Origin of the sequence: Alloactinosynnema sp. L-07 (genome assembly GCF_900070365.1) — a bacterium.
GTDB lineage: Bacteria > Actinomycetota > Actinomycetes > Mycobacteriales > Pseudonocardiaceae > Actinokineospora.
This window is the reverse complement of record NZ_LN850107.1, coordinates 555,443-579,485: the sequence shown is the minus strand read 5'-3', so window position 1 is coordinate 579,485 and position 24,043 is coordinate 555,443. Positions and strand designations below refer to the sequence as shown.

Below are 24,043 nucleotides of genomic sequence, written 5' to 3'. Positions count from 1 at the left end.
TCTTCAAGGCGTCGCGCAGCACTTCGAGTTGGTCTCGAATGTGTCGGCCGAGCCCGCGAAAGCGGACGGCGCGGCGATGGCCAGGCCGGCGGCGGCCACGATCGAGGCGATCAGCAGCAGGGTACGGCGTCTCATGGGTACCTCTCTTGTCAGCAGGGGGGACGGGCACGACTGTGGACTGTGGATCGCCGTCGTGTCAACGGTGTAATTGCCGAACTCGCGTGTTCACACATCTCCCGCGAGGTGGTGAAAACCCAGCTATATCTGTAAAAGGTACCCGGCACTACTCCGAGTGTCCCAACGCCTGAGCGCGGAATCCGTTGATAGAAGCCGTTTTTCCGCTACCAGCGGGCAACCGGACGATCACGTTCCGTTGCCGGATCGGGGGTCGAAGACGATCAAAGTAGAGCGACCGACACGGGCCGCGGTGGGCCGGACAACGCCGCGACGCCGCTATCCTGGGCCCGTGACCATCCCTGTGGTCGTGGTCGCGGGATTCCTGGGGTCGGGCAAGACCACGATGCTCAACCATTTGCTGACCTCGCGCACCGGCACGCGCATCGGCGTCATCGTCAACGACTTCGGCCGAGTCAACATCGACGCGATGACGGTGGCCGCCCAGGTCGACTCGATGGTGACCCTGGGCAACGGCTGCCTGTGCTGCGTGGTCGACGTCAGCGACCTCGACGCCATGCTCGACCGACTGGCCACCCCGGACGCCCCGGTCGACGTCATCGTGATCGAGGCCAGCGGCCTCGCCGAGCCGCCCGCGATGGTGCGGCTGGTAATGGGCAGCACCAATCCGCGGGTCACCTACGGTGGTCTGGTGGAGGTCGTCGACGCCGCGGAGTTCACCGCGACGCGCCTGCGCCACCCACAGCTCGACAAGCACCTGCGGTACGCGGATCTGGTGCTGCTGAACAAAATGGACCGTGCCCAGCCGGGTGTCCTGGCCCTGGTCCGCGAACTGGCCGAAGGCGTGCCGGTGATGCCGATCGAACACGGCCGCGTCGATCCCGCGCTGCTGTTCGAGCCCGTCGACCGGCCCGATCCCGCCTGGCGGCAGCTGTCCTTCGACGATCTGGCCGACCACGAGCCACACATCCACGCCGCCTACGAGACGACCACGTTCACCAGTGGGCAGCCACTGAACCCCACGCGATTCGCCCGATTCCTCACCGAGCGCCCCGACGGCCTGTACCGGATGAAGGGGTACGTGCACTTCGGCGATACCGAACGGTATTCAGTGCAGACCGTCGGCACCTACATCAGCGTGCGCCCCGAATCCGAGTCGCATGACACGCGACTGGTGATGATCGGCGCCGGGCTCGACCTGGAGCTGATCACCAAGACGCTCGCCGACGCCGTCGAATCCGACCCGGCCTCGGTCGACCCGCTCGATCTGCTGTCGGTCACCCGCTACGTCCGCGACTGACTGCCCTTCCGACCGCCCCCTCGGACCTGGTCGGGTCCGGTTCCCGGCCGGACGATGGCCCGATGGACAGCGAAATCACCGGCGTCGAGTTCGAGCAGGAGATCGCGCCGGGCAGCTCGGTCGACCTCGACGCCGACTGGGTCGCCTGGCTGGAGGGCGAACCCGTGCCCGACTGCGTCGAAGGCGTCGATCCCACCATCACCCACGGGGCCTCGGGCTCCGCGATCGCCTGAGGAGCGCGCGATGGGCAACCCTGAGCTGCGCCGCGACAGCGACGAGACCGCGTGGGTCGAGTACCTGCAGGGCCTGCTGGCCAACCAGCTCGCCGCCGAGGCGGCCGCCGATCAGATCCGGCTGAGCCCGGTCGACGGGCTGTTCGGTCCGCTCACCGAGGGCTCGGTCCGGTTCTTCCAGCAGCGCGAAGGCCTTCCGGAGACGGGGGTCGTCGATGACGCGACCTGGCAGGCGTTGGAAGGCACCGCCGCCGCGACGCCATCGGGCACGAACCCGGTGGATCTGCGCATCCCGGCCCAGCTGCACCTGCACTGGGACGACACGACCCTGGAGCGGATGCTGCAGGACTTCGACTCCTTCGACCTAGCCACCCATCCCGGCGCCCGGCTCACCCTGGGGGCGGGCGCGGGACCGCTGGCGGGCAACGGCAGTGTGCAGCTGTTCAACCGCGAGCTGCCGCTGTGGCGCGACTGGTTCCTGACCGAGACCACCCGCCTGACCCTGGACTGGACCCGTGAGCACGGGTTCGAGTTCGGGCTGGACAACGAGGCCGAGTTCGGTGTGCGCCCGCTGCGCAACGTCGACCTGTTCCTGCGCGGCGACCTCGACCTGAAATGGCGGCCGGAGGACGGCTCCGGGTCGGTGGAATGGGGTGGCTCGCTCAACCTGAGATGGCGGTTCGACGTGCCCTAGCCCGCCTCCCCGGAATTCAGGGGTTGGTCGCCTGGAGATGAGAAGTGCGGGTTTGGGCGGCAACCGTGGTCGGCTGCCGTCACGGTCCCCTTAGGTGGGGTCGGGCGGCAGTACCAGTCGTGCGGTGCCGTTGTCGAGGTCGATCTTGGTGCGGGGTGGGGCGCCTGCCTCTTCCTCGTCGCGCATCAGGGTGTGGGACTTGCGCTCCTCCAACTCCAGGCGCTTGCCGGTGGAGAACAAGGCGTCCAGTTCCTCGAAGCCCGACGCCGAGACGAGCGTGCCTTTGCGTCGCCAGGGCAGCAGCCGTCGCGCGCCCGCCCACGCGCCGAGGCGTTCGACGGCGGCCAGCGCGATCAGGCCGACCACCAGCCCGGGCAGGGACAGCGCCCACAGCAGGCCGACGTTCACACCCCGAAGAACTCCGCGGCGGGCAGATTGGTTCCTTGTCCTCGGCGACAACGTTGGTTGTGGGCTCGCGCATATGCCCAGGCCTGCGGAAACACCGCCGAACCCTGCTCTATCCGCGCGGCGGGTCGGGGCGGTATGGCTAGCTTCCCGAGCCCCGTCCCCCAAGGAGACAACATGCGGGCCTTTCTCCGCGCGACGGTCATCGCCCTCGTCGCGGTCTTCGGCGTCACCGTGCCCAGCGCGTCCGCCGCGGCCGTGTCGGCGCCGTTCGCCGAACACCTCACGATCGGGTTCGTCTTCGGCGACGACGCCCACGACACCAACCCGTTCTGGCGCGGCGAACTGACCCCGACGAAGGTCGTCTCCCAGACCACCACGGGCATCTTCTTCAAGACCACGACCACGGTACTCACCGGCCAGGCCCGCGCCGCGCGAGTGAACATGCCGCAGACCGAGCGCACCGGTGAGGTCCAGCTGACGGTGGTCCAGAAGCCGTTCATCGCGCCAGAGGTCCGCTACACCGCCTTCGACGGCTGGCTCACCGGCAAGTCCTGGCTCGCCGGCCCCAAGGGCTTCTCGGGCACCTTCACCACCACCGACGGCCACAGCGGCCCGATCGCCGCGCTGACCGACGCGAAGATGGCCGAGCCCGCGCAGACCACCGCCGCCGAATACCCGTTCATCGCCGCCGTGCTCACCGGCCCGCACCGCGGCCTGCTTCCCATCGGCGACTTCCACATCAACCAGATCGGCACCTACGTCGGCGGCAACTTCATCTCCACCGGCGGCCTGCACACCGTCATCGGCGACACCGACGGCCACCTCGTGCTGATGCACATGGTCGGCTACGGCGCCGTCGTCGGCGTCCCCGGCGTCGTCATGGGCGCGAAGGTCCTCGGCGGCACCTTCACCGGCCCCTCCCCCGGCGACGGCGGGACCTGGGCGTCGGTGCGCACGTTCCACATCTTCTGACGGCCGGGCGGCCGCGGTTCCTCGACCGCGGCAGCCCATTGTTCAACATTAGGATTGTTCAACATTAGGATTGTTGGACGATTACTTCGCTTGAGGCAGCTTCACCGATCGGCGGGGACGCCCGGCGGACGGCGGCGGCACGACCGGCCCGATGTCCCCATCCGGAGCCACGTCGATGTCGACCATGACCGGCGCGTGGTCGCTCGGCCCAGTCCCCTTGCGCGCGTGCCGGTCGACCCACGCCGCCCGCACCCGCTCCGCGACCGGCGCCCCGGCCAGGACCAGATCGATCCGCATGCCCAGATTCTGATGGAACATGCCCGCCCGGTAGTCCCAATAGGTGAAGACCGTCTCGTCCGGCCACCGGTCGCGCACCACGTCGTGCAGCCCGACCGCCTGCAACTCGGCCAGCGCGGCGCGTTCGGGCGCGGTCACGTGGGTCTCGCCGATGTAGGCCTCCGGGTCGAACACGTCGGCGTCGGTGGGCGCGATGTTCATGTCCCCGCACACCATCACCTCGGGCGGCCCGGCGGCGACGACCTCGCGCAGCGCGGCCAGCCACGCCAGCTTGTAGTGGTAGTGGTCGGAGTCCGGCACGCGCCCGTTCGGCACGTACAGCGAGTGGACCCGGATCCCGCCGCAGGTCGCCGACACCGCGCGGGCCTCCAGGTCCGGGAAGCCGGGGGCGCCCGCGAAGCCCACCTCGACGTCGTCGAGTCCGACCCGGCTGAGGATGGCCACGCCGTTCCACTGGACCTCGCCGCTGAGTGCCACCGCGTAGCCGCGTTCGGCCAGCTTGGCGCCCAGGAGCGTGGTGAACGCGTCGTCGGTCAGCTTGGTCTCCTGCAGACAGACGACGTCCGGCTGCCGCTGGTCGAGCCAGGCCAGCAGCCTGGGTTCCCGCTGTTTGACCGAGTTGACGTTCCACGTGGCCAGCCGCACCCGACCTACCCTAGTGCCGCCCGCGCCTGCTCGGGGCTGTCCGCCGCGAGCACCGCGGCGGCGAGTTCCCGGCACTGGTCGAAGGTGTACTCGGCCAGGGACGCCCGGACATCGGCGACGCTGACCGGAGCCATCGACAGCGAGTCGATGCCCAGCCCGACCAGCACGGGTGCCAGCCGCGGATCGCCTGCCGCCTCGCCGCACACCCCGACCGGTTTGCCCGCGCGCGCCCCGGCCCGCGCGGTCGCGGCGATCAGGTCGAGCAGTGCGGGCTGCCACGGGTCGAGCAACTCGGCGAGCGCGCCGAGTTGCCGGTCTGCGGCGAAGGTGTACTGGGCGAGGTCGTTGGTGCCGATGCTGACGAAGTCGACCTCGGCCAGGACCGTGTCGGCGCGCAGCGCCGCGGCCGGGATCTCGATCATCACGCCGACCTTGTCGATCCCGTGCGCACGCGCGGCGGCGGCGAACGTGGCCGCCTCCGCGGCCGTGGCGACCATGGGCGCCATCACCCAGGGCTGGGCGCCGGTGTCCCGTGCCGCGAGCGCGAGCGCTTCGAGCTGGTCGTGCAGCAGGTCGGGCCGCCGCCAGGACGTCCGCAGCCCGCGGACGCCGAGTGCCGGGTTGTCCTCCGGGTCCGGGCACGCGTAGGGCACCGGCTTGTCCGCACCAGCGTCGAGCGTGCGGACCACGACCTTGCGCCCGGCCAGCGGCGCCAGGACCTGCCGGTACACCTCGCGCTGTTCGGCGACCGACGGCTCCTCCGCGCGGTCGAGGAACAGGAACTCGGTACGGAACAAGCCCACGCCCTCAAGATCGGCCGAGAGGTCGGTGGGACCGCCGATGTTGGCCAGCAGGGCGACCGGGTGTCCGTCCTTGGTCCGGCCGGGGCCGGTCGCCGTCGCCCGCTTCGCCCGGGCAGCCCGCCGTTCGGCCACCTCGGCGAGCCGCGCCGCGGTGGGCTCGGGCGTGACCTCGCCGGAGTCGCCGTCGACAACAACGACCTGTCCATCCACAAAGGACTCCGCGGCGGCGCACGCGACGACGGCTGGGATGCCCAGCGACTTGGCCAGGATCGCCGTGTGGCTGGTCGGACCGCCGCGTTCGGTGACCAGCGCGAGGACCACGGTCGGATCGAGCAGGGCCGTGTCGGCGGGCGCGAGATCCCGCGCCACCAGCACATACGGGTGCCCTGGCGCGGGAAGTCCCGGCATCGGCAGGCCGAGCAGCCGGGCGACCGCGCGGTCGCGGATGTCGTCGAGATCGGCCACCCGCTCGGCCATGTATGGGCCCGCCGCAGCCAGCAGTTGGCGGTAGCCGCCGATCGCGCGGTCCACCGCCCACGCGGCGGGCACGCCCTGCGCGACCAGGTCCTGGACGTTGGCGGCCAGCGCCGGGTCCCGTGCCATCAGCGCCGCGGCGGCCAGCACCTCGGCCGCTTCCGACCCGGCGAGCTTGGCCCGCCGCTCCAACTCGACCGCCGTCTCCTCCAGCGCGGTGGCCGCCCTCGCGGCGTCGTCCGCCGCCGCCGCTGGGACGACATAGGGCAGTTGGGGCGGAAGGCCCAAGCGGGCGACGGGGCCCGCCGCCACGCCGGGGCTGACACCGATGGTCATGAGTCGTGGTCGACTTCCAGAACGGCCACGAGGGCGGCCAGTGCCTCGTCGGCGCCGTCGCCGTCCGCGGCGAGCACGACCTCGTCGCCGCCGCGAGCGTCCAGCCCCAGGACCGACAGGATGCTGCCGGCGTCGACCGCCCGGTCGCCCTTGGCGATCGTCACGCGGACGGACTGGCCGGCGGCGGCCTCGACGAACAGTTTCGCGGGACGTGCGTGCAGGCCCACGGTGGAGGCGATGGTCACTCGACGCTCGGACATAGGTGCTCCTCAGACAGTCGCGGGAACGGGAACGGTGGATTCGGTGCGGCCCAACGATTTCGCGGCCACCACACTCACCGCGGTGATCGCGGTGCCGACCGCGATGGCGAGCAGCACCAGCAGCGGCTTGCCGATGAGCCCGACGACCCAGATGCCGCCGTGCGGGGCCAGCGAGGTCGCGCCGACGGCCATCGTCAGCCCGCCGGTCCGGCGTAGAAGTCGGTCGGCACGCCCGGCGGGAGGCTGCCGCAGAGGGCGACCCACTCGGCGCCCTTGGCGGCTTCGAGTGTCGAGGCGACCAGCCGGTCACGTTCTCCCACGCTGAGGTGGGGACCGGGTTCGTTGAGCTTGGTGGTCGTCCCGTCCGCCTCGGCGATGGTGATGTTGGACCGCACGGCCCCGGCGACCGGCACCTCCACCACCGCGATGCCCGCGGCGGCCAGCAGCGCCGTGAGCTGCACGCCTTCGGCACCGCCGGTGGGCAGCACCGCGGTGGCGCGGTGCCCGTTCGCGGCGAGCGCGCGAGCGACGTTGACGCCCTTGCCGCCCGCGTCGAGCAGGGCCGACCGGGTCCGGGTGACGGCGCCGCGCTGGAACACGTCGATCTCGATGGTCCGGTCGACACTCGGGTTGGCGGTGACAGTGACGATCACGCGCGCACCACCGTCGGGCCTGCCGCCTCGAACTCGGCGGCTTCCAGCGCATCGAGGCCGTCGTCGGTGATGATCACGTCGACCTGGTCCAGGGTGGCGAAGCGGGCGAAGCAGTCGGTGCCGACCTTGGACGAGTCGGCCAGCACCACGACCCGCCGCGCGGCGGTGACCATGGCCTGTTTGACCGCGGCCTCGGCCTGGTCCGGCGTGCTCAGGCCGCGCCCGGCGGTGAGTCCGTTGGTGCCAAGGAAAGCGACGTCGACGTAGAGGTCGCGCAGCGCGTTGAGCGCCCACGCGTCAACTCCCGCCAGGGTCTTCGTCCGCACCCGGCCGCCGAGGCTGAGCACGTTGAGCCCCCGGTTGGCCAGGGCCAACGCGATCGGCAGGCCGTTGGTCACGACAGTCAGGTCGCGGTCTGCGGGCAGCAGTTCGGCCAACCGGGCGGTCGTGCTTCCCGCGTCGAGCAGGACCACGCCTTCCGCGGGCAGTTCGGCGAGCGCGGCCTTGGCGATGCGCTGCTTCTCCGCGGTCGCCTCGGCATCGCGGGCGGCCAGTTCCGGCTCGAACCGCAACCGCTCGACCGGAATCGCTCCCCCGTGGACCCGCCGCAGCACCCCACGCTTCTCCAGCGCGTCGAGGTCACGTCGGACGGTCTCCGTGGTGACCCCCAGGTCCTCGGCCAACGCGGCCACCTCGACCCGTCCCGCCGCGCGGGCCCGCTCGGCGATGACCTGCTGACGTTCGGCGGCGTACATGACTTCCCCTTCGTTTCTTGTTGTTTCATCTTTGTACGTCTTTGTTTCGGTGGGGTCAAGGGTTACTGATGGGTAGCCTGGAACGACTGAACGCCCGCCCGGCTGCTGCCGGACGGGCGTTCGCAAGCTCAGCTACAGCGCGATGCTCCAGGAGTCGATGAACCCGGTGTCGCGGTACGCGGTGTCGCGGACCCGCAGCTTCCAGGTGCCCTCGACCCACTCGCCGGAGAGGTTGACCGGGTAGGACTGGTTGATGTCGTCGGTGCCGCCGCCGGTCCGGTTGTGCAGGACGAAGACCGTGCCGTCCGGCGAGACCAGGCTGACCACGAGGTCGCCGATGTAGGTGTGCTTGATGTGCACTTCGACGCGGGAGTTCGGCAGCCCGTGGGTCGGGCAGTTGGTCACCGTGATCGGGCTGTCCACTGTGGACTTGTCACGGATCGGGTAGTCGGTGGAGTTGCCGTTGCCGCAAGGAACCGGGGGCGTGACGATGTTCCAGTTGAACGTCACCGACCCCAACCTCCCCACCGAGTCCTTGGCGGTCGCGGTGACCTCGTAGAGGCCCCATTGCTGCGGAGTCCCGGACACCAGCCCGGTCGCCGCCGCCACCGTCAGTCCGGGCGGGAGATTGGCCGCTGACCAGGTGTAGGGGGTGGTGCCGCCGGTGGCGGTCAGCTGCAGGCTGACGGCCATGCCCATCACCCCGGTGCGGTCACCGGGGTCGGCCACCACCGGATCGCTCTGCGCGAGCGCGGGCGAACCCGTGACCAGCAGCGCGATCAGGGCGGCTATGACTGTGAATACCTTGCGGGACAAGCGAATCAACTCCCATCACTGGGATGCAGGGATCGCCAGCCTACTGACGGTTACGCGCACGTCACAAGGTCAACCACGCGGCAACGAGGCCCGCAGGGTCGCGATCGCGGCCACGATCCTGGACTGGCCGACATACCGCTGCCGTGGGCCCGCCGCGTGCGGCTGCCTGCGCGGACCGTTTGCCGTCTGTTCGCGGGCATTCCGAGGCATTGGGGCCAAGCTATCAGCGTTTCCGCTGGTCAAGTGGTGGGGCGGGTCGGGCTCGAACCGACGGCCAAGGGATTATGAGTCCCCTGCTCTGACCAACTGAGCTACCGCCCCCAACTCCGGCCGATCCTACCCAATCGGCACCGAAGGGGATCTTGCTGGATCGACCTTCACTGTGTGCCCAAAGTGTTGCGCAGCAGCCGAACGACAAAACCCCCAGGCCTGTGACCTGGGGGTTTGCTCCTCCAGTTGGACTCGAACCAACAACCCTGCGATTAACAGTCGCATGCTCTGCCAATTGAGCTATGGAGGATTACTCCGTTGGACCGTGGCCCAACGTTGGCACAACTCTAGCGCACAGCGACAACGTGGTTTTCGCGGGGTCCCTCCACCGGCCCGCAGCGCCGGGACCCCAGGTGAGGGAGGATGTAAGGGGCAGAGTCAAGCGGGTTCTGGAGGCGAACATCGTGATGGGGTTCCTGTTGGGGGCCGGTGTCGGTTATGTCCTCGGCTCCAAGGCGGGTCGTGGGCGCTACGACCAGATCATGCGGACCTACCGGCGGATCGCCGACCATCCCGCTGTTCAAGGGGCGGCCGGGATCGCGCGGGCGAAGGTCGGCGAGAGGTTCAAGCGCGGCTAGCTCGGGGTCCTCGCGACGAAGAAGACGCGGCGGAACGGGAACCACGTCGTGCCGTCAGCGCGATGGGGGTAAGCCTTGTGGAGGCGCGGGGTCAGGGCGGCGCGGAACTCGGCCCATTCGGCGTCGGGCACGGCGGCTCGGATGGGGCGCAGGGCGGTGCCGGTGATCCAGTCGAACACGGGGTTCTCGCCCGTCAGCCGCTGTTGGTAGGTGGTCTCCCAGGCATCGACGTCACAGCCCGCGTCGGCCATGGCGTCGGCGTAGCCGGTGGGGTCGAGGACCGCGTCGTCCTCACGGAGGACGACCTGGGCGAGACTGTCGCGCCAGCGGGGTTCGCGGGCCAGTTCGCGGACGAGTTCGTGGGATGGGGCGGCGAAGTTGCCGGGCACCTGGACGGCGATCCAGGCGCCGGGTGACAGCGCCTGGACCCACCGACGGAGCAGGTCGACGTGGCCCGGCACCCACTGCAGGGCGGCGTTGCTGATGACGACGTCGGTGTCGGCATCGGGGCGCCAGCTCTCGATCGAGCCGAGCCGCACAGTCACCGCGCGCTCCCCCGCCGCCTCGACCATCTCGGGGGACGAGTCGTAGCCGACCAGCTTCGCGTCAGGCCAGCGCCGGGTCAGCGTCTCGGTGAGGTTTCCGGGGCCACAGCCCAGATCGACGACCGACCGCGGGGACTCGGCGCCGATGCGGGCGACGAGGTCATGAAAGGGCCTGCCGCGGTGATCGCCGAAAGTCAGGTACTTGTCCGGGTCCCACATGAGTCGCCTCCCAAGCAAACCGTACGTACGTACTGTTTACTCTAGCGTCTCGTGTCCCCTGGCGTCGGCGATTTTCGCCGCGACCTCGGTCGCGATGGCCCGCACGGCGTCCAGGTCGGTTCCCGGGTCGGGGCGGACCTGCAGAACCGTGCCGTCCTGACCTGGGACTTTCCGCTGCACGAACCACGCCCCACCGCCGGGCAGCTCACGGTGGTGCCGCGACCGGATCGACCCGGTCACCCGACGGTGGACCGCCTGCGGCAGCTTTCCCGGCGACTCCACGACCACCTTGACCGGCGGCAGATCCGCCAAGATCACCGCGTTGCCCGCGTGTTCGGTCTCCTCGGCCTCGGTGATCACGAACACGCCACTCCCCCAGGTGGCCTTGGTGACCAGGTGCCAGCCGATGCGCCGGGCGCCGTCGCCGTCGGGAACCCACAGGCCCAGCGACGTCGCCACGACGTGCCCCCCGCCGCGCACGGGCGCCGAGCCCACGACCGCCTCGTCGGCGTCCAGCTCGCCGGCGAACCCCTTGGGGACGCCGCTGCCGAGCAGTCGGTCCAGAAAGCTCATGCCATTCCCCCGGCCGCCTGCTTGCCCAGCGCCTTGTACCACTCCTCCATGGCCACCAGGTCGCCCCAGAGCGCGCGGGCCTCCTCCGGGTTGTCGACCGGCGACACCCGCTGGAGCCGGGACTTGATCTCCGCGATCTGTTTGGCCACGAGCTCGCGCTGCAGCGCGGCGAGGATCGCCGACGAGTAGCGCTCGGCGGCGGAGTTCTTGTTCGGCAGCGGCATCGGCTCGACGGCGAGCTCGCTGACCAGGGTCTTGAGCGTCTGTGTCGAACAGTTCTTCGCCACCGAGTCGAGCAGTTCCGCCCCCGCCAGCCCGGAGGCTGTCCCGCCCGCATCGATCACGGCTCGGTGCACGGCCTCGTACGCGGGATGGGTGAATACCTCCAGCGGCAGCGAGTCATACATCGGCCCGGCGAGCGCGGGCTCCTGCAGCGCCAGCTTGAGCACCTCGCGCTGGGCGTTGAGCCGGGGATCACGCGGGTCCGGCCGCGGCGGACCAGTGTCGACTTCGACGGCCAGGGCGCCCTGGTTCGGGTCGACCGCGCGCGAACGGCGGGTATTCGCGGCGACCGGCGCGCCCGCGCTCTCGCGCACCCGGCGCACGACCGTGGCGACATCGTCCCAGCCGACCCAGCCGGTGAGTTGGCGCGCGTACTCGTCCCGCAGTGAGTGGTCCTTGATCCGGGCCACCATCGGCACCGTGCGGCGGAGTGCGTCGACCCGCCCCTCGGCGGTGTCGAGGTCGTGCGAGGACAGCTCGGCGCGGATGGCGAAGGCGAACAGCGGCTGCCTGCGGGCGACCAGGTCGCGCACGGCGACCTCGCCCTTGGCCTGCCGCAGCTCACACGGGTCCATCCCGTCCGGCGCGATGGCGACGAAGGTCTGGGCGGAGAACTGCTGGTCGTCGTCGAACGCCTTGAGGGCGGCCTTCTGTCCCGCCTCGTCCCCGTCGAAGGTGAAGATCACCTCGCCGCGGAAGGCGTCGTCGTCCATGAGCAGCCTGCGCAGCACCTGGATGTGCTCGCTGCCGAACGCCGTGCCGCAGGACGCGACCGCGGTGAGCACGCCCGAGGCGTGCATCGCCATGACGTCGGTGTAGCCCTCCACGACCACGACCTGGTGCCGCTTGGCGATCTCGCGCTTGGCCAGGTCGAGGCCGAACAGGACCTGCGACTTCTTGTAGATCGGGCTCTCGCTGGTGTTGAGGTACTTCGCCTGGATCTGGTCGTCGTCGTGCAGCCTGCGCGCGCCGAAGCCCACCACGTCGCCGCCGATGTCCTTGATCGGCCACAGCAGCCTGCGGTGGAACTTGTCGATCGGGCCCTGCCGTCCCTCGCGGGACAACCCGCCCTTGATCAGCTCGGCCAGCTCGAAACCCCGACCCAGCAGGTGCTTGGTCAGCTTGTCCCAGCCCGCGGGCGCGTACCCACAGCCGAACGCCGCCGCCGCGGCCTGGTCGAAGCCGCGCTCGGCCAGGAACTCGCGCGCGATCATCGCGTCGGGCCCCCGCAGCTGCTCGGCGTAGAACTCGGCCGCCGCCTTGTGCGCGTCGACCAGCCGCGACCGGGTGCCGCGGTCGCGCTGCACGCTGGTGCCGCCGCCCTCGTAGGTCAGCTGGAGTCCGACCCGCTCGGCCAGCCGCTCGACCGACTCCACGAACGACAGGTGATCGATCTTCATTACGAAGGCGATCACGTCGCCGCCCTCGCCGCAGCCGAAGCAGTGGAAGGTCCCATGCGTCGGCCGAACGTTGAACGACGGCGTCTTCTCGTCGTGGAACGGGCACAGCCCCTTGAGCGCGCCGCCACCCGCGCGGCGGAGCGCCACGTACTCGCCGACGACGTCGTCGATCCGGCTGCGCTCGCGAACCTGCGCTATGTCACTTTCCCGGATTCGCCCCGCCACAACAGTCGAGTCTATGCGCGCGCCCAAGGGCGAGGTGTCCCGCCCTAGGATGAGTCCCGTGACCGTCAGCGACTCTGATCTGGCAATGCGCTTCACCGAGCACCGCACCCACCTGCTCGGTGTCGCCTACCGCCTGACCAGCACGCTGTCCGACGCCGAGGACGCCATCCAGGAAGCCTGGCTGCGACTGTCCGCTTTGGACGACCGGGCCCGCGCCGACATCCGTGACCTGCGCGGATGGCTGACCACCGTCGTCGGACGCCTGTGCCTGGACCGGCTGCGCTCGGCCGCGGTCCGCCGCGAACGCTACGTCGGACCCTGGCTGCCCGAGCCGGTGGTCACCCCGTTCGGCACCCCGACCAGCGAGGATCCGCTGGACGCGATCGTCCGCGACGACGGTGTGCGCATGGCGGCCCTGGTCGTCCTGGACAAGCTCACCCCGGAACAGCGTGTCGCCTTTGTCCTGCACGACGCGTTCGGCGTGCCCTTCACCGAGATCGCCGCCACCCTAGGCTGTTCCGAGGCGACCGCCCGCCAGCACGCCTCCCGCGGTCGCCGCGCCGCCGCCGACGCCGACCCGCCACCTCGCGCGGCATTGGCCGACCAAGGCGCCGTGGTTCAGGCCCTCCTCGCCGCACTCAGCGCGGGCGACCTCGCCAAGGTCGTCAGCCTGCTGCACCCCGACGCCGTGCTCGTCGGCGACAGCGACGGCAAGGCCCGCACGGCGCGCAACTTCGTCGTCGGCCCGGACAACATCGCCCGCTTCATGCTCGGCCTCGTCAAGATGTACGGCTTGGAGAACCTCGGCAAGAGCGAACTCGTCCTGGTCAACGGCGATCTCGCGATGGCCATACCCGACATCCCGAGCGACGGCGTGCACCGCGAGGTCAACCGCCGGGTCACCGCCTTCGCCTTGCGCGACGGACAGGTCGCCGCGATCTACGACATCGTGAACCCGGACAAGCTGACCGGCTACACCCGCTGACCACGCTGCGACCCGCCCACCGCGCGGGCGGCCGAGGCGCCTGGTCAGGGTGTCGGGATCCGGCAGGCGTCGCCCGAGGTGAAGCCCTGGTCGACGATGCCGAGCGCGCTGTTGACCCTGGCGCGCATGTTCTCCAGCCCGATCTGGTAGCTGAGTTCGATCACCCCTTTCTCCCCGAAGACATCCTTGAGTTCGGCGACCTGTTCGTCGGTCACGCTGACGGGATTGCTGGTCATCGCGTCGGCGTAGGCGATGGCAAGCCGCTCGTGGGCGCTGTAGGCGTCCGATTCGGCGTAGTTGTCGATCTCTTTGAGCCGGTCGATGTCCAGTCCGTCGAGCCGCTGCAGCATGGTGCCGAAGTCGACGCACCATGAGCAGCCGAGTGACTGGGCCACCCGGTAGACCGCCAGCTCACGAACGCTGGCGGGCAGCACCTTCGACGCCTTCTGCACGGCCAACTCATGCCGGGCACTGGCCATCATCAGCCCGCGGTGGTGTGCCGACACCGCCACCGGCTCCGGCACCGCACCGAACCGGCGTCGGGCGAACCAGTAGATGGTGCGCAACAGCGGACCGGCTTCTCCCGTCGTGACAGCTTTGATGCGCGGCATCTCAACCTCCCTGTGTCGGCCCCCGATCTGGGCCGTTCACCAGGTGGACGAGACACCAGGACTAGACGTGACAACCTCCTCTCAGGATGGGTCTGTGACCCGCGCCATGAAGTACACCGCGCCCGTGCCCGCGTGCCGGACGAGCAACAGGAACGGCTTGTCGACAACCACCGGCAGGGGTTCGGCGGGCATCGACAGCATCCGCATCATCACCGCGGTCGCGGCCGCGCCCTCGAATCCCTGCTCATCGATCTTGAGCACGGACTCGTGCAGGATCGCCTCCACTGCCAGCGGATCCGGACTGATCCCGCTCAGGTCCGCTTGGTCGCCGAACACCTCACGAACACCGACCGATCGCAGCGCGGGTGACAACTCGGCTTGGGTGCTGACCTTCAACTTCGGGAGCGACAACGCGACTTGACGATGTTCAGGCGCGTTGAGCAGCGCGCCCAAGGACTCGGCTGTCAGCTCCGGCTCGGCGTCGGCGAGATCGCCGTCCGGGAGCAGGATCACCGCCTCGACACCGCCGATGGCAGGCAGCCCGACGACCTGCCACCCGCTGGTCGCGGCATAGGGCACCGACTCGTTCAGCGCCATCGTCGGCACCTCGACCACCCCGGCCGCGGTGTGGAACGGCTTGGGCTCGGTCAGGAACTCGCTGAACTTGTTGCGCCACGCGCACTTCAAGTACAACGCGTTGACCAAGGCGGAGACCGTGTCGGAGTTGATCGACCCCTCGGGCAGCAGTTCCGGGATCAGCCCTCTGGTGGTCTCCGCGACGTCGGCGTTGATCTCATCGCGCGCCTTGACCGGTTCCGTCCTAAATGGAGCATTGCGCACCGATCCGTCCGACCACCGGGAAAGCTCGTCGGCGAACGAGCTCTCCACCCTGACCGACGCGTCGGCCCACAGCGTGTTCGTCACCGCGATCACGGGTTCGTCCTCGTCGGTCCCCGCCTTGTCCAACGTGGCCGCGCCCGCGATCAGGGTTGTGAGGTCGTCGAGGTCGCCGAACAGCTCGACGAGTTCCCGGCGGCTCCCACCTCGGGCACCCAGCGCCAGCAAGCCGAGCGCGCTGGCCACCGAGTACGGCGACCAGCACACCTGTTCCGTGGGATTCCCCGCGATCGCGCGGTGCAGAGCGAGGGTGAATTCCAGATGCGACACGGCTGACTCCCCGACGACTTGTGGTGTCCGTCTCACGAGTGTGCCGGCTTTGGGCTAGCAGGCTCGGAAGTTGTCCACAAGCTCGGCGTGCCAGGTGACGGCCTGCGCGTCGGTCAGGGAGGCGACTTGGTCGACGACCACCCGCAGCCGCGCGCCGTGGTCGGTCGCCGCCGCCCAGGCGGGTCGGAAAGCGGGTTCGAGGACCTCGGCACCCCGTCTGATGAGCGTCGCGACCAGATTCGTGATCAGCCCGCGCTGCCTGGCCTGCATGGCCAGCCGGACCGGGTCACTCATCACGTACCGAACCGCCATGGCCTTGAGCAGCGCGACCTCGGCTGCGACCTGGTGTGGGATGACCAGGTCGGCGGAATACCTGGTCAGCGGTCCGTTGCCGTGGGCTTTGCGGGTTCCTGTCACCACCGCCGAGGCGTACCGGCCGACCAACTCGCTGGTCAGCCGCTTGAGCGCGACCTGTGCGTCCAACGACCCGTCGTACGCGCGGGCCTCCGCGACGACCGGGAGGGTGAGCAGCTCGGTCGCCGCGTTCTCCAGCGCCGAGACCGGTTCCGAGGAGAAGTGCTTCGAGGCCATCTGCGCTATCGCGGCACGCTCAGCCGGGTCGGCGAGCGAGCCCAACGTGATCCGGCCCGCGCGGACGCCGTCCTCGACATCGTGCACGGAGTACGCCACGTCGTCCGACCAGTCCATCAACTGGGCCTCGATGCACTGCCGGTCCGGCGGCGCACCGTCCCGAATCCAGTCGAAGACCTCGATGTCGTCGTCGTAGACACCGAACTTCCGGACGCCGTCGCGCCGAGGCCACGGATACTTGGTCGCGGCGTCGAGCGAGGCCCTGGTGAGGTTCAGGCCGTGGCCGAGGATCTTCGGTTCGAGCCGGACCAGGATCCGCAGGGTCTGGGCGTTGCCCTCGAACCCGCCGCAGTCCTTGGCTGCCTCGTCGAGCGCCCGTTCACCGTTGTGCCCGAATGGCGGATGGCCGATGTCGTGGGCGAGCCCGGCGGTCTCGACGATGTCCGGGTCGCACCCGAGTTCCTCGGCGATGCCCCGGCCGATCTGGGCTACCTCAAGGGAGTGGGTGAGCCGGGTGCGCGGGATGCCATGCACATCCGAGCCCTCGTTCGGACCCACGACCTGCGTCTTTCCCGCGAGTCTGCGCAGCGCCGCCGAGTGCAGGACGCGCGCGCGGTCTCGGCTGAATGGTGACCGCACGGCGGGCAGCGCGCCCACCAGGGTCGCTCCTTTGGGCGCCTCCACGAAAAGGCGATCGATGTCGTGCTCTGAGTAACCGGGGCTCACGGTCACAGAGACTACGGGCCGGTCAACCGACCTCGCCGTCGAGCGCGATCCCGTCCGCGGAGGCGTTCGTCGCGCGGTAGTAAAGCAGCGCCGCGGTCTCGCGAAAGATGTAGCGGGCCTGCGTCTCGCGGGTCTGGACGATCGGACCGGTGTGCGTGGGCGAGGTCCAGGCGTCCAAGCCCGCGTCGTGGGCCATCGTGCGCGCGCGCAGCGAGTGCCATGGATCGCTGACGATCACCGCGGACTCCCAGCCGCGCCGCTTCACCTCGGCCGCCACCGCGCGCATGGTTCCCAAGGTGTCGTTGCCCTCGCCGACATCGATCACCCGATCGCGGGGCACACCCTGCTTGACCAGCCACGCCCGGCCTGCCTCGGCCTCGGTGAACCGGTCGCCTTCCCGCCTGCCGCCGCCGGTGACCACGTAGTTGGCGATGCCCGCTTCGTACAGGGCCTTCGCCTTGCGAAGCCTGGCTTCCAGTACCTTGGACGGCTTGCCCGCGTACTGGGCCGCGCCGAGGACCACGACGACGTCGGCGTGGTCACGGTCATCGATGCGCGCGACCTGCCAGACCCGGAACGCCGTGCCGCCGACGACGAGCAGGCACATCAGCACGATGCCGACGAACAGCCGTCGCACGGCACGCAGGATGGGGCGGGGCTGAGCGGGCACGTTCCGCATCCTTTCAGACGAGGCACCCGGGTCGGCCCGGGCCACTGTACCTCGACCCGCCGACGATCCGATGGTCCGGCGGCCGAGTTGTCCACAATGGCCCAATTCATCCACAGGCGGCGGGTGACCCCTGGCGATCGCCGCCGCGTCCCGGTTTGCTCGAAGCCATGGAAACCAACCAAGCGGTACTCGACCTGGAAAGCCTTCCGTCCGTGTTCCCCCACGGTGTCGCCCGCGCGGCCCAACTCAACGCGCTCGGGCTGACGCGGGGCGACATTCGCGAGCTCTGCGGCGAGAACGGCCCCTGGCAACAGCTTCAGCCCGATGTTGCCCTGCTGAGCGACAGCCCGCCCACCCGAGCCCAACGTCTCCAAGCCGCACTGCACCTCGCCGGTGCGAACGGCGTGGTCACCGGCCGCGAGGCGATGTGGCTGCACGACTTGTCGACGCCGTCGCAAGGCGCGATCCATCTGCTCGTGTCGAGCCACGGGCCGCGCCGGTCCGATGGCTCAGTGCGGATCGAGCCGACCATCCGCCCGCCGAACCCGTTGTGGCGAAACGGGTTTCCCGTCGCGCCGCTGGCGCGGGCGACGGTCGACGCGTGCCGGGCGACCGCGTCCCATACCGAGGTTCGCGTGCTCGTGCTCGACGCCATACACGTGGGCGCCGTGCCGGTGGAGTCGTTGCGGCACGAACTCGACCGCGGCCGCAAGCAAGGAACAACGCTGCTGCGGCAAGTCCTCGCCGATGTCGACCGCGGATTTCGCTTGGCGGGCGGTCACATCGCGCGAGAACTCGTCGCGCGGGCAGGCCTGCCGCCGCCGGAATGGGGCATCCGGCTGAGCACGCCCGACAAAGTCCATCTGGGCATCGTCGACGCCTGGTGGGACGACGTCGGAATGGCGTGGGACTTCGACGCTCACCGGCCGTGGGCGGCGCGCACGGCACAGTCGGTGTCCGACCGGGCGGACCGGATGACCGCGCACGGTGTGGTGGCCGTGCACACGACAGCTCAGCGCGCCCAGAAGGACGCCGCGGCAGTCGTGGAGGATCTGCGGAATGCCTATCGGTCGGCCTCCGCCCGACCACGGCCGGAGGTGGTGGCCTCCTGAGCGAACTCAGCAGCCGATGAGCTGCCCGGCCAGGTAGGACTCCAACTGGTCGAGTGAGACACGGTCCTGCGACATGGTGTCGCGTTCGCGGATCGTCACGGCATGGTCGTTGAGGGTGTCGAAGTCGACGGTGACGCAGAACGGGGTACCGATCTCGTCCTGCCTGCGGTACCGGCGACCGATGGCACCGGCGTCGTCGAAGTCGACGTTCCAGTGCTTTCGCAGTGCCGCGGCGACGTCGCGGGCCTTCGGCGAGAGGTCCGCGTTGCGGGACAGCGGGAGCACGGCGACCTTGACCGGGGCGAGCCTGCGGTCGAGCCGGAGCACGATCCGCTTGTCGATCCCGCCCTTGGCGTTGGGCGCCTCGTCCTCGACGTAGGCGTCGAGCAGGAACGCCATCATCGGGCGGCCGACACCCGCGGCGGGCTCGATGACGAACGGCCGGTAACGGGAGTTCGTGGCCTGGTCGAAGTAGGACAGGTCCACGCCGGAGTGGTTGGAGTGGGTGGTCAGGTCGAAGTCGGCGCGGTTGGCGATGCCCTCCAGCTCACCCCACTCCTGGCCGCCGAACTGGAAGCGGTACTCGATGTCCACGGTCCGCTTGGAGTAGTGCGACAGCTTCTCTTGCGGGTGCTCATAGACACGGAGGTTGTCCTTGGCGATACCAAGATCGGTGTACCAGCGCATCCGCTCATCGATCCAGTACTGGTGCCACTCGTCGTCCGTGCCGGGTTCGACGAAGAACTCCATCTCCATCTGTTCGAACTCGCGGGTGCGGAAGATGAAGTTGCCGGGGGTGATCTCGTTGCGGAACGACTTGCCGATCTGACCGATGCCGAACGGCGGCTTGCGACGGGAGGTGGTCTGCACGTTCAGGAAGTTGACGAAGATGCCCTGCGCGGTCTCGGGGCGCAGGTAGTGCACTCCCTCGTCGGTCTCCACCGGGCCGAGGTGGGTCTTGAGCATCATGTTGAACTCGCGCGGCTCGGTGTACTGACCGCGGGTGCCGCAGTTCGGGCACGGCACGTCGGACAGGTCGTACACCGGGTTCGCCGAGGCGGCGCCCGGCAGGTCCTTGCCGGTCCGGGCGGCGTACTCCTCGGCCAGCTGATCGGCCCGGAAACGCTTGTGACAGGAGGTGCACTCGACCAACGGATCATGGAAGGCGGTGACGTGTCCGGATGCGACCCATACCTGGCGCGGCAGGATCACCGACGAGTCGAGACCCACGACGTCGTCGCGGCCCTGCACCATGGTCTTCCACCACGCGCGCTTGATGTTGTCCTTGAGTTCGACGCCAAGGGGTCCGTAGTCCCAGGCCGACCTGGTGCCGCCGTAGATCTCGCCGCACGGGTAGACGAAGCCTCTGCGCTTGCAGAGGCTGACGACGGTGTCGATCCGGTCGGCTGGCACTGACCCTCCATGCGGGAACTCAAGGTCGCAGGCCGCCAGGGTAGTCCGCGACCTTCCCGGTACCCGATCGGGGAGTCACTGTGGGCGCTCGTTCGACCACTCGACGATCACCGCGCGTGGCGGGCGGCCCGCGTACTGGGCAGGCAACGGGCGGGATCAGCGAGCGCCGTCCGACCCGAGCGGGGCACTACGAGCGCGCCGCCATCCTGCTCCTACGCCGTCGGAGCAGGATGGCGGTGACCACACCAACGAGCACCACGCCGAGACCGATACCACCCAAGAGCCCAGCGGACAGTCCCGTCTGTCCGGCACCTGTCGAGTCTCCCGCCACGTTGGCTATGGACGGCGCGGTGGACCCGGCGCCCGGGTGGGCGGTGCCGGTGGCTGGAGGGTGCCCCGCGTTCCCGGTGGGCGGGGCGGCCTCGGGGTTGATGATGAGCACTGGCGCGGGGAAAGGTGGCTCCTCGCCGCCGGTTTGCGGCTGGTTCCACGCGGCGACGGTGCCGTTGGAGTAGGTCTGCTCGGTGTTGAAGGTGAGGGAGCGCTGGTCGGGAACGGGCCCGACCAGCACCGGGAAGGTCGCGCTCTCAGCGGGCTGGATCTCGTGTCCCGGCTCGGCCGTCCACACCAACCGGGCGCCCTGGTCGGCAGGCCCGGGGATGGTCTCCGCCGTCCATCCTTCCTTCAGCGGCACTTCGGTGACCTCGACCTCTGGCGGCACGACGACGGCGATCCGCACCGTTGTCGCGTCGGCCAGTTCGCTGGGGACACGGAACTGGAGGGTGGCGGGCTGTCCGGGGATCACGTCGGCGATGACCCGGACGTGCGCCGCGGCCGGCCCGGCCAGGAGCACGAACGCTCCAGCCGCACTCGCGGCGATGGCGGTCAGGCGGGTGACGTGCCGTCGAGTGCGGCTGGGCATGGGAAAGTCCTCTCAGTTCGGGGTCGGGGTCAGCAGCAGTCGCAGTAGGTGAGGTCGGCGGTCGTCACCGAGTGGCCGTGGCCGCCATCGATCCGCGCGGCGAAGGCGGCCTTGCGAACGGGTGTCACCGCGCCCTGGGCCTCGATGGCGACGCTCTTGCCGTTGAAGACGCCGAAGGACAGCGCCATCGGGGTCGCGCCCTTGTCGTTGGTGGGGAAGGAGAACACCGGGGTCCTGCGGCCGTGGGCGTCCACGGAGTACGCCTGGTAGACGGTGTTCGGGGTGAGGCGGCGGGCCTGGATCTGGATCATGTCCAGGCCGCCGACCGGGCGGATGGTGGCCTCCAGGACGCGGCCTTTGACCGGGTCCAGGGTGTCGCCCGCGGTGCCGTCAGGCAGCGTGGTGGGGACATTGCGTGCCTGCTGGTCGAGCCCCTGACGGCCGAGGTTGAGGGCGCTGCCGGGCTTCGCGGCCCGCGGGGCGTAGACGACGGCCTGCGGCTCCTGACCCGTCTTGACAGTGTCGATCACCTTGTTGGTGGCGGTGTCGATGACGTCCACCGCGTCGGACTTCTCCAGGCCGACGTACATGCGGGTGCCGTCGCCGCTGGCCCATGCCCCATGCGGGGCGTGCCCGTTGTTCTTGACCTTGGCGACGGGGACGGGGTTCGCCCCGGTCCGGCGGTAGACCCAGGTCTCGTCCAGCCCGCCCATCGTCAGGTAGACGTACTTCCCGGTGCGGGTGTCGGCGAACTGCGGGTGGTTGGTGTCAGGGCCGGTTTCGAGGACGGAGACGACCTTGTTGCCCACCAGGTCGACCACAGAGACCTTGCCTGCACGCTTGTGGGCCGCCCACAGCTCCTTGCCGTCCGGCGAGATCGACTGGTCGGAGGAGAACGTGTCACCGAGGCCGGTGATGCGGTCCTTGACCTGGCGAGCGCGCACGTCGATCACGGTGATCTCGGGCTTGCTGATGTGGTTGACGTACGCCCACCTGCCGTTCGGGCTCATCAGCACCTTCGATGGGCCCGCACCCACGTCGAGGTTGGCCACGACACCGCCGCGCTCGGCGTCGACGATCGTGACCGTGTCTCGGCCCCGGTTCGCGACCCAGAACTGCCTGCCGTCGGCGGTGAAGCTGCCCTCGTGGGCGGCGCGGCCGACGTCGGTGGAGTTGAGGACCTTGTTTGACTCCGTGTCCACGATGTCGACGGTGTTGCTGGTGACGCTCACCACCGCCAGCCGCTGACGGTTCGGCGAGAACGCTAAGCCGTGCACCCCGACGTCGCCGAGGTACTGCGGACTCAGCGTGCTGCCCACTCGCTGGTCACCCAGCGCGATTGTGCCCAAAGTGGTGTTGGTGGACGGGTCGACCACCGTGACGGTGTTGGAGGTCTGGTCAGCCGTGTAGAGGCGATCCTTGCCCGAGATCGGAATCGGGAACTGCGAGGACGCCGCGGACGCAGCGGCGGGGTCGGGACTGGCCTGCGCGATGGAGGTGATGGCCAGCCCTACGGCTCCCACCCCCAGCGTGGCCACCGACAGCCACGTGGCAAGGCGTGCGGAACGCATTCTTTCTCCCTTGTTTCGATGTTTTGGGCGCGACGAATCGCCTGATCGCCCACGGGAACGCCAGGAAGCGTGTGTCGGGCCCTCAGGTCGTTGGGGGCGGCGCCACCGGAACGTGGATCACCGTGGCGCCCTCTTCGTCCTCGACGATCAGGGCGGTGATGGCGTCCCGACGCATGCCGGTCACCATGCGGGTCGAGACCGGTTCACCGGTTGCCGCCCGCACGCTGCCACCCGGCGCCCGCGCGCCCGCCGAGTTGACGGTCATCAGGCGGTAGATCTGTCCCGGCTGGAGCCCGGACAGGGACACGGGGACCTCAGTGCCCCACGGATGACTGATCATCGGCCCCTGCCGGACCAGTGTGGCCGCCGTGGCAGGTGGTTGTTCCGGGCCTGCGACAAGTGGGGCGACCACCGCGGTCGCGGCGACGATGGCAGCGGCGGCGACCGCCACCGCGAAGCGCCGTCTGCGCCGGGGTCGGGCCGCCGCTTGGACCACATCCCGAATTCGGTCGTCGAGCTCCCGCGACGGCCACTCGCGTGCGACCGCCTCGACACGTGGGTCGGTCCGCCGCAGTGACCGGACCACATCGCCGAGCTCGGACGCCTCGCGGGAACAGTCCTGGCACTGGTCGAGGTGCCGGGACACCGCCGCGGGCAACGGCGTCCCGAGCAGCAGACGCTCGGCCAGCACCGGACGGAAGGCGAAGCACTCGTCCTTCATGGCGCCAGCCACCCGTTCTCCTCCAGGACCAACCGCAACGCGCGCATCCCGTAGTACAGCCGACTGCGCATGGTGGAAGCCGGGATTCCCAGTTCCTCGCCCAGTTCGGCACAGGTGCGACCACCGAAATACACCCCGACCACCGCTTCCCGATGCTGCGGGCTCAACCGCCCCAACGCCTCGCCGAGCTGGATCTGCTCAAGAAGCTGATCAACATGGTCAAGTGCCGAGGGCGTATCGGGCAGGGCAGCGGCCGACGGGCTACCGGCACCCACCCGGCGCCGCCGGATGGCGTCGACAATCCCGTTCCGGGTTATGGCGAACAGCCAAGTCCGCATGCTGCCCTGGTGCGCGTCGAAGCCGTGCCGCGACCGCCAGGCACGGACGAACGTCTCCTGCACCACGTCCTCGGCGAGCTGCCGGTCGTCCAGTGCCTTGAACGCGAACCCGAACAGTTCCCCGCCGTAGGTTTCGTAGGCGGTCTGGACCTCGCGTTCGGTCCGCAACCCGGCGGGCTCCGGGCCTCGCGCCGCGGACCGCCCACGCAGCCACCGAAGGGGACTTCCTGGGACAGCCACGGTCACTCATGTCCCGTTCCGCACCGAAAAGCCATGAATCCCCCACTCCCGCAGACGACGTGTTCATCAAGGGATACGCAGTTCCGGCCTGGGGTGTCGAAAC

The 24,043-nt window shown here is 69.6% G+C and carries 28 protein-coding genes and 2 tRNA genes; 7 read left to right on the top strand and 23 right to left on the bottom strand.

What is annotated here, in order from left to right:
• Window positions 1-3: 3 nt before the first annotated feature.
• On the bottom strand, window positions 4-135 hold the full coding sequence (locus tag BN1701_RS37760) for a hypothetical protein (protein WP_255364555.1): 132 nt from the start codon (window positions 133-135) through the stop codon (window positions 4-6).
• Between the two features lie 331 nt (window positions 136-466).
• Between BN1701_RS37760 and BN1701_RS02900 the strand changes: the two genes are divergently transcribed.
• The 3 genes from BN1701_RS02900 to BN1701_RS02895 all read left to right on the top strand — a co-directional run bounded on the left by BN1701_RS02900 (window position 467) and on the right by BN1701_RS02895 (window position 2,362).
• Window positions 467-1,435 carry a GTP-binding protein gene (locus BN1701_RS02900; RefSeq protein ID WP_054045215.1) on the top strand — a complete coding sequence of 323 codons (969 nt, stop codon included), beginning with the start codon at window positions 467-469 and terminating at the stop codon, window positions 1,433-1,435.
• 62 nt (window positions 1,436-1,497) lie between these two features.
• Window positions 1,498-1,668: a hypothetical protein gene (locus BN1701_RS36300; protein ID WP_172803176.1), complete on the top strand. Its 171-nt coding sequence runs from the start codon at window positions 1,498-1,500 to the stop codon at window positions 1,666-1,668.
• 10 nt (window positions 1,669-1,678) lie between these two features.
• A complete protein-coding gene (locus BN1701_RS02895) occupies window positions 1,679-2,362 on the top strand; it encodes a peptidoglycan-binding protein (protein WP_054045213.1) in 684 nt (227 codons plus the stop codon).
• Between the two features lie 90 nt (window positions 2,363-2,452).
• Here the strand turns inward: BN1701_RS02895 and BN1701_RS02890 are convergent, their stop codons facing one another.
• The gene (locus BN1701_RS02890) at window positions 2,453-2,770 is read right to left on the bottom strand and encodes a DUF6191 domain-containing protein (RefSeq protein ID WP_231949465.1); all 318 of its coding nucleotides are present in this window, start codon (window positions 2,768-2,770) and stop codon (window positions 2,453-2,455) included.
• A 174-nt stretch (window positions 2,771-2,944) separates the two neighbouring features.
• Here BN1701_RS02890 and BN1701_RS02885 point away from each other — a divergent pair, with 174 nt between their 5' ends.
• Window positions 2,945-3,742 (top strand): hypothetical protein, encoded by a 798-nt coding sequence (locus tag BN1701_RS02885; RefSeq protein WP_054045211.1) that lies wholly within the window; start codon window positions 2,945-2,947, stop codon window positions 3,740-3,742.
• Window positions 3,743-3,823: 81 nt separating this feature from the next.
• Here the strand turns inward: BN1701_RS02885 and BN1701_RS02880 are convergent, their stop codons facing one another.
• The 9 genes from BN1701_RS02880 to BN1701_RS02840 form a co-directional block, all read right to left on the bottom strand.
• Window positions 3,824-4,684, bottom strand: coding sequence for an exodeoxyribonuclease III (locus BN1701_RS02880; protein ID WP_054045208.1), 861 nt, complete (start codon window positions 4,682-4,684; stop codon window positions 3,824-3,826).
• 5 nt (window positions 4,685-4,689) lie between these two features.
• Entirely contained in the window at window positions 4,690-6,297 is a 1,608-nt protein-coding gene (ptsP, locus tag BN1701_RS02875; RefSeq protein WP_054045207.1) for a phosphoenolpyruvate--protein phosphotransferase, read from the bottom strand.
• Window positions 6,294-6,557: an HPr family phosphocarrier protein gene (locus BN1701_RS02870; protein WP_054045205.1), complete on the bottom strand. Its 264-nt coding sequence runs from the start codon at window positions 6,555-6,557 to the stop codon at window positions 6,294-6,296. The genes ptsP and BN1701_RS02870 overlap by 4 nt, the downstream gene beginning before the upstream one ends.
• A gap of 9 nt (window positions 6,558-6,566) precedes the next feature.
• Complete coding sequence (locus BN1701_RS02865; RefSeq protein WP_054045203.1) at window positions 6,567-6,749, bottom strand: hypothetical protein; 183 nt, start codon at window positions 6,747-6,749, stop codon at window positions 6,567-6,569.
• Between the two features lie 2 nt (window positions 6,750-6,751).
• Entirely contained in the window at window positions 6,752-7,210 is a 459-nt protein-coding gene (locus tag BN1701_RS02860; RefSeq protein ID WP_054045201.1) for a 1-phosphofructokinase family hexose kinase, read from the bottom strand.
• A complete protein-coding gene (locus BN1701_RS02855; RefSeq protein ID WP_054045199.1) occupies window positions 7,207-7,965 on the bottom strand; it encodes a DeoR/GlpR family DNA-binding transcription regulator in 759 nt (252 codons plus the stop codon). Before BN1701_RS02855 ends, BN1701_RS02860 begins: the two co-directional genes overlap by 4 nt.
• 132 nt (window positions 7,966-8,097) lie before the next feature.
• Window positions 8,098-8,781, bottom strand: coding sequence for a proprotein convertase P-domain-containing protein (locus tag BN1701_RS02850; protein ID WP_054045197.1), 684 nt, complete (start codon window positions 8,779-8,781; stop codon window positions 8,098-8,100).
• A gap of 244 nt (window positions 8,782-9,025) precedes the next feature.
• Window positions 9,026-9,102, bottom strand: a tRNA-Ile gene (locus BN1701_RS02845).
• A gap of 126 nt (window positions 9,103-9,228) precedes the next feature.
• Window positions 9,229-9,301 (bottom strand) — tRNA-Asn (locus BN1701_RS02840).
• Between the two features lie 103 nt (window positions 9,302-9,404).
• Between BN1701_RS02840 and BN1701_RS35210 the strand changes: the two genes are divergently transcribed.
• Window positions 9,405-9,629: a hypothetical protein gene (locus BN1701_RS35210; protein ID WP_157367743.1), complete on the top strand. Its 225-nt coding sequence runs from the start codon at window positions 9,405-9,407 to the stop codon at window positions 9,627-9,629.
• Here the strand turns inward: BN1701_RS35210 and BN1701_RS02835 are convergent.
• From BN1701_RS02835 to dnaG, 3 genes are read right to left on the bottom strand one after another with little or no spacing between them, the layout of a single operon-like run.
• Window positions 9,626-10,393, bottom strand: coding sequence for a trans-aconitate 2-methyltransferase (locus BN1701_RS02835; RefSeq protein ID WP_054045195.1), 768 nt, complete (start codon window positions 10,391-10,393; stop codon window positions 9,626-9,628). The genes BN1701_RS35210 and BN1701_RS02835 overlap by 4 nt on opposite strands.
• A 36-nt stretch (window positions 10,394-10,429) precedes the next feature.
• Window positions 10,430-10,966, bottom strand: coding sequence for a hypothetical protein (locus BN1701_RS02830; RefSeq protein ID WP_054045194.1), 537 nt, complete (start codon window positions 10,964-10,966; stop codon window positions 10,430-10,432).
• Complete coding sequence (dnaG, locus tag BN1701_RS02825) at window positions 10,963-12,873, bottom strand: DNA primase (RefSeq protein WP_054045191.1); 1,911 nt, start codon at window positions 12,871-12,873, stop codon at window positions 10,963-10,965. Before dnaG ends, BN1701_RS02830 begins: the two co-directional genes overlap by 4 nt.
• A gap of 49 nt (window positions 12,874-12,922) precedes the next feature.
• On the opposite strand from dnaG, the gene sigJ reads away from it, so the two are divergent.
• Entirely contained in the window at window positions 12,923-13,858 is a 936-nt protein-coding gene (sigJ, locus tag BN1701_RS02820) for an RNA polymerase sigma factor SigJ (RefSeq protein WP_054045189.1), read from the top strand.
• Window positions 13,859-13,902: 44 nt separating this feature from the next.
• On the opposite strand, the gene BN1701_RS02815 is transcribed toward sigJ, so the two are convergent.
• From BN1701_RS02815 to BN1701_RS02800, 4 genes are all read right to left on the bottom strand, one after another.
• On the bottom strand, window positions 13,903-14,469 hold the full coding sequence (locus tag BN1701_RS02815) for a carboxymuconolactone decarboxylase family protein (protein ID WP_054045187.1): 567 nt from the start codon (window positions 14,467-14,469) through the stop codon (window positions 13,903-13,905).
• Between the two features lie 81 nt (window positions 14,470-14,550).
• On the bottom strand, window positions 14,551-15,636 hold the full coding sequence (locus tag BN1701_RS02810) for a serpin family protein (protein WP_231949464.1): 1,086 nt from the start codon (window positions 15,634-15,636) through the stop codon (window positions 14,551-14,553).
• Between the two features lie 54 nt (window positions 15,637-15,690).
• A complete protein-coding gene (locus BN1701_RS02805; RefSeq protein ID WP_054055568.1) occupies window positions 15,691-16,953 on the bottom strand; it encodes a deoxyguanosinetriphosphate triphosphohydrolase in 1,263 nt (420 codons plus the stop codon).
• Window positions 16,954-16,975: 22 nt separating this feature from the next.
• A complete protein-coding gene (locus BN1701_RS02800) occupies window positions 16,976-17,560 on the bottom strand; it encodes a YdcF family protein (protein WP_231949808.1) in 585 nt (194 codons plus the stop codon).
• 230 nt (window positions 17,561-17,790) lie between these two features.
• Between BN1701_RS02800 and BN1701_RS02795 the strand changes: the two genes are divergently transcribed.
• Window positions 17,791-18,735 (top strand): hypothetical protein, encoded by a 945-nt coding sequence (locus BN1701_RS02795; RefSeq protein WP_054045181.1) that lies wholly within the window; start codon window positions 17,791-17,793, stop codon window positions 18,733-18,735.
• A gap of 6 nt (window positions 18,736-18,741) precedes the next feature.
• Here BN1701_RS02795 and BN1701_RS02790 read toward each other — a convergent pair whose 3' ends face one another.
• From BN1701_RS02790 to BN1701_RS02770, 5 genes are all read right to left on the bottom strand, one after another.
• Window positions 18,742-20,148 (bottom strand): glycine--tRNA ligase, encoded by a 1,407-nt coding sequence (locus BN1701_RS02790; protein WP_054045179.1) that lies wholly within the window; start codon window positions 20,146-20,148, stop codon window positions 18,742-18,744.
• A gap of 187 nt (window positions 20,149-20,335) precedes the next feature.
• Window positions 20,336-21,070 carry a DUF1775 domain-containing protein gene (locus BN1701_RS02785; protein ID WP_054045177.1) on the bottom strand — a complete coding sequence of 245 codons (735 nt, stop codon included), beginning with the start codon at window positions 21,068-21,070 and terminating at the stop codon, window positions 20,336-20,338.
• Window positions 21,071-21,099: 29 nt separating this feature from the next.
• On the bottom strand, window positions 21,100-22,641 hold the full coding sequence (locus BN1701_RS02780; protein ID WP_054045174.1) for a cytochrome D1 domain-containing protein: 1,542 nt from the start codon (window positions 22,639-22,641) through the stop codon (window positions 21,100-21,102).
• A gap of 82 nt (window positions 22,642-22,723) precedes the next feature.
• Window positions 22,724-23,374, bottom strand: coding sequence for a hypothetical protein (locus tag BN1701_RS02775; RefSeq protein ID WP_054045172.1), 651 nt, complete (start codon window positions 23,372-23,374; stop codon window positions 22,724-22,726).
• Window positions 23,359-23,940 (bottom strand): sigma-70 family RNA polymerase sigma factor, encoded by a 582-nt coding sequence (locus BN1701_RS02770; protein WP_231949463.1) that lies wholly within the window; start codon window positions 23,938-23,940, stop codon window positions 23,359-23,361. The genes BN1701_RS02775 and BN1701_RS02770 overlap by 16 nt, the downstream gene beginning before the upstream one ends.
• Window positions 23,941-24,043 lie beyond the last annotated feature (103 nt).

Excerpts from the sequence above, each read along its gene's own strand:
- BN1701_RS37760 (WP_255364555.1), bottom strand. The coding sequence starts at position 135 with ATGAGACGCCGTACCCTGCTGCTGATCGCCTCGATCGTGGCCGCCGCC.
- BN1701_RS36300 (WP_172803176.1), top strand. The coding sequence starts at position 1,498 with ATGGACAGCGAAATCACCGGCGTCGAGTTCGAGCAGGAGATCGCGCCG.
- BN1701_RS02895 (WP_054045213.1), top strand. The coding sequence starts at position 1,679 with ATGGGCAACCCTGAGCTGCGCCGCGACAGCGACGAGACCGCGTGGGTC.
- BN1701_RS02885 (WP_054045211.1), top strand. The coding sequence starts at position 2,945 with ATGCGGGCCTTTCTCCGCGCGACGGTCATCGCCCTCGTCGCGGTCTTC.
- ptsP (WP_054045207.1), bottom strand. The coding sequence starts at position 6,297 with ATGACCATCGGTGTCAGCCCCGGCGTGGCGGCGGGCCCCGTCGCCCGC.
- BN1701_RS02870 (WP_054045205.1), bottom strand. The coding sequence starts at position 6,557 with ATGTCCGAGCGTCGAGTGACCATCGCCTCCACCGTGGGCCTGCACGCA.
- BN1701_RS02865 (WP_054045203.1), bottom strand. The coding sequence starts at position 6,749 with ATGGCCGTCGGCGCGACCTCGCTGGCCCCGCACGGCGGCATCTGGGTC.
- BN1701_RS02855 (WP_054045199.1), bottom strand. The coding sequence starts at position 7,965 with ATGTACGCCGCCGAACGTCAGCAGGTCATCGCCGAGCGGGCCCGCGCG.
- BN1701_RS02835 (WP_054045195.1), bottom strand. The coding sequence starts at position 10,393 with ATGTGGGACCCGGACAAGTACCTGACTTTCGGCGATCACCGCGGCAGG.
- BN1701_RS02830 (WP_054045194.1), bottom strand. The coding sequence starts at position 10,966 with ATGAGCTTTCTGGACCGACTGCTCGGCAGCGGCGTCCCCAAGGGGTTC.
- sigJ (WP_054045189.1), top strand. The coding sequence starts at position 12,923 with ATGAGTCCCGTGACCGTCAGCGACTCTGATCTGGCAATGCGCTTCACC.
- BN1701_RS02815 (WP_054045187.1), bottom strand. The coding sequence starts at position 14,469 with ATGCCGCGCATCAAAGCTGTCACGACGGGAGAAGCCGGTCCGCTGTTG.
- BN1701_RS02800 (WP_231949808.1), bottom strand. The coding sequence starts at position 17,560 with ATGTGCCTGCTCGTCGTCGGCGGCACGGCGTTCCGGGTCTGGCAGGTC.
- BN1701_RS02795 (WP_054045181.1), top strand. The coding sequence starts at position 17,791 with ATGGAAACCAACCAAGCGGTACTCGACCTGGAAAGCCTTCCGTCCGTG.
- BN1701_RS02785 (WP_054045177.1), bottom strand. The coding sequence starts at position 21,070 with ATGCCCAGCCGCACTCGACGGCACGTCACCCGCCTGACCGCCATCGCC.
- BN1701_RS02780 (WP_054045174.1), bottom strand. The coding sequence starts at position 22,641 with ATGCGTTCCGCACGCCTTGCCACGTGGCTGTCGGTGGCCACGCTGGGG.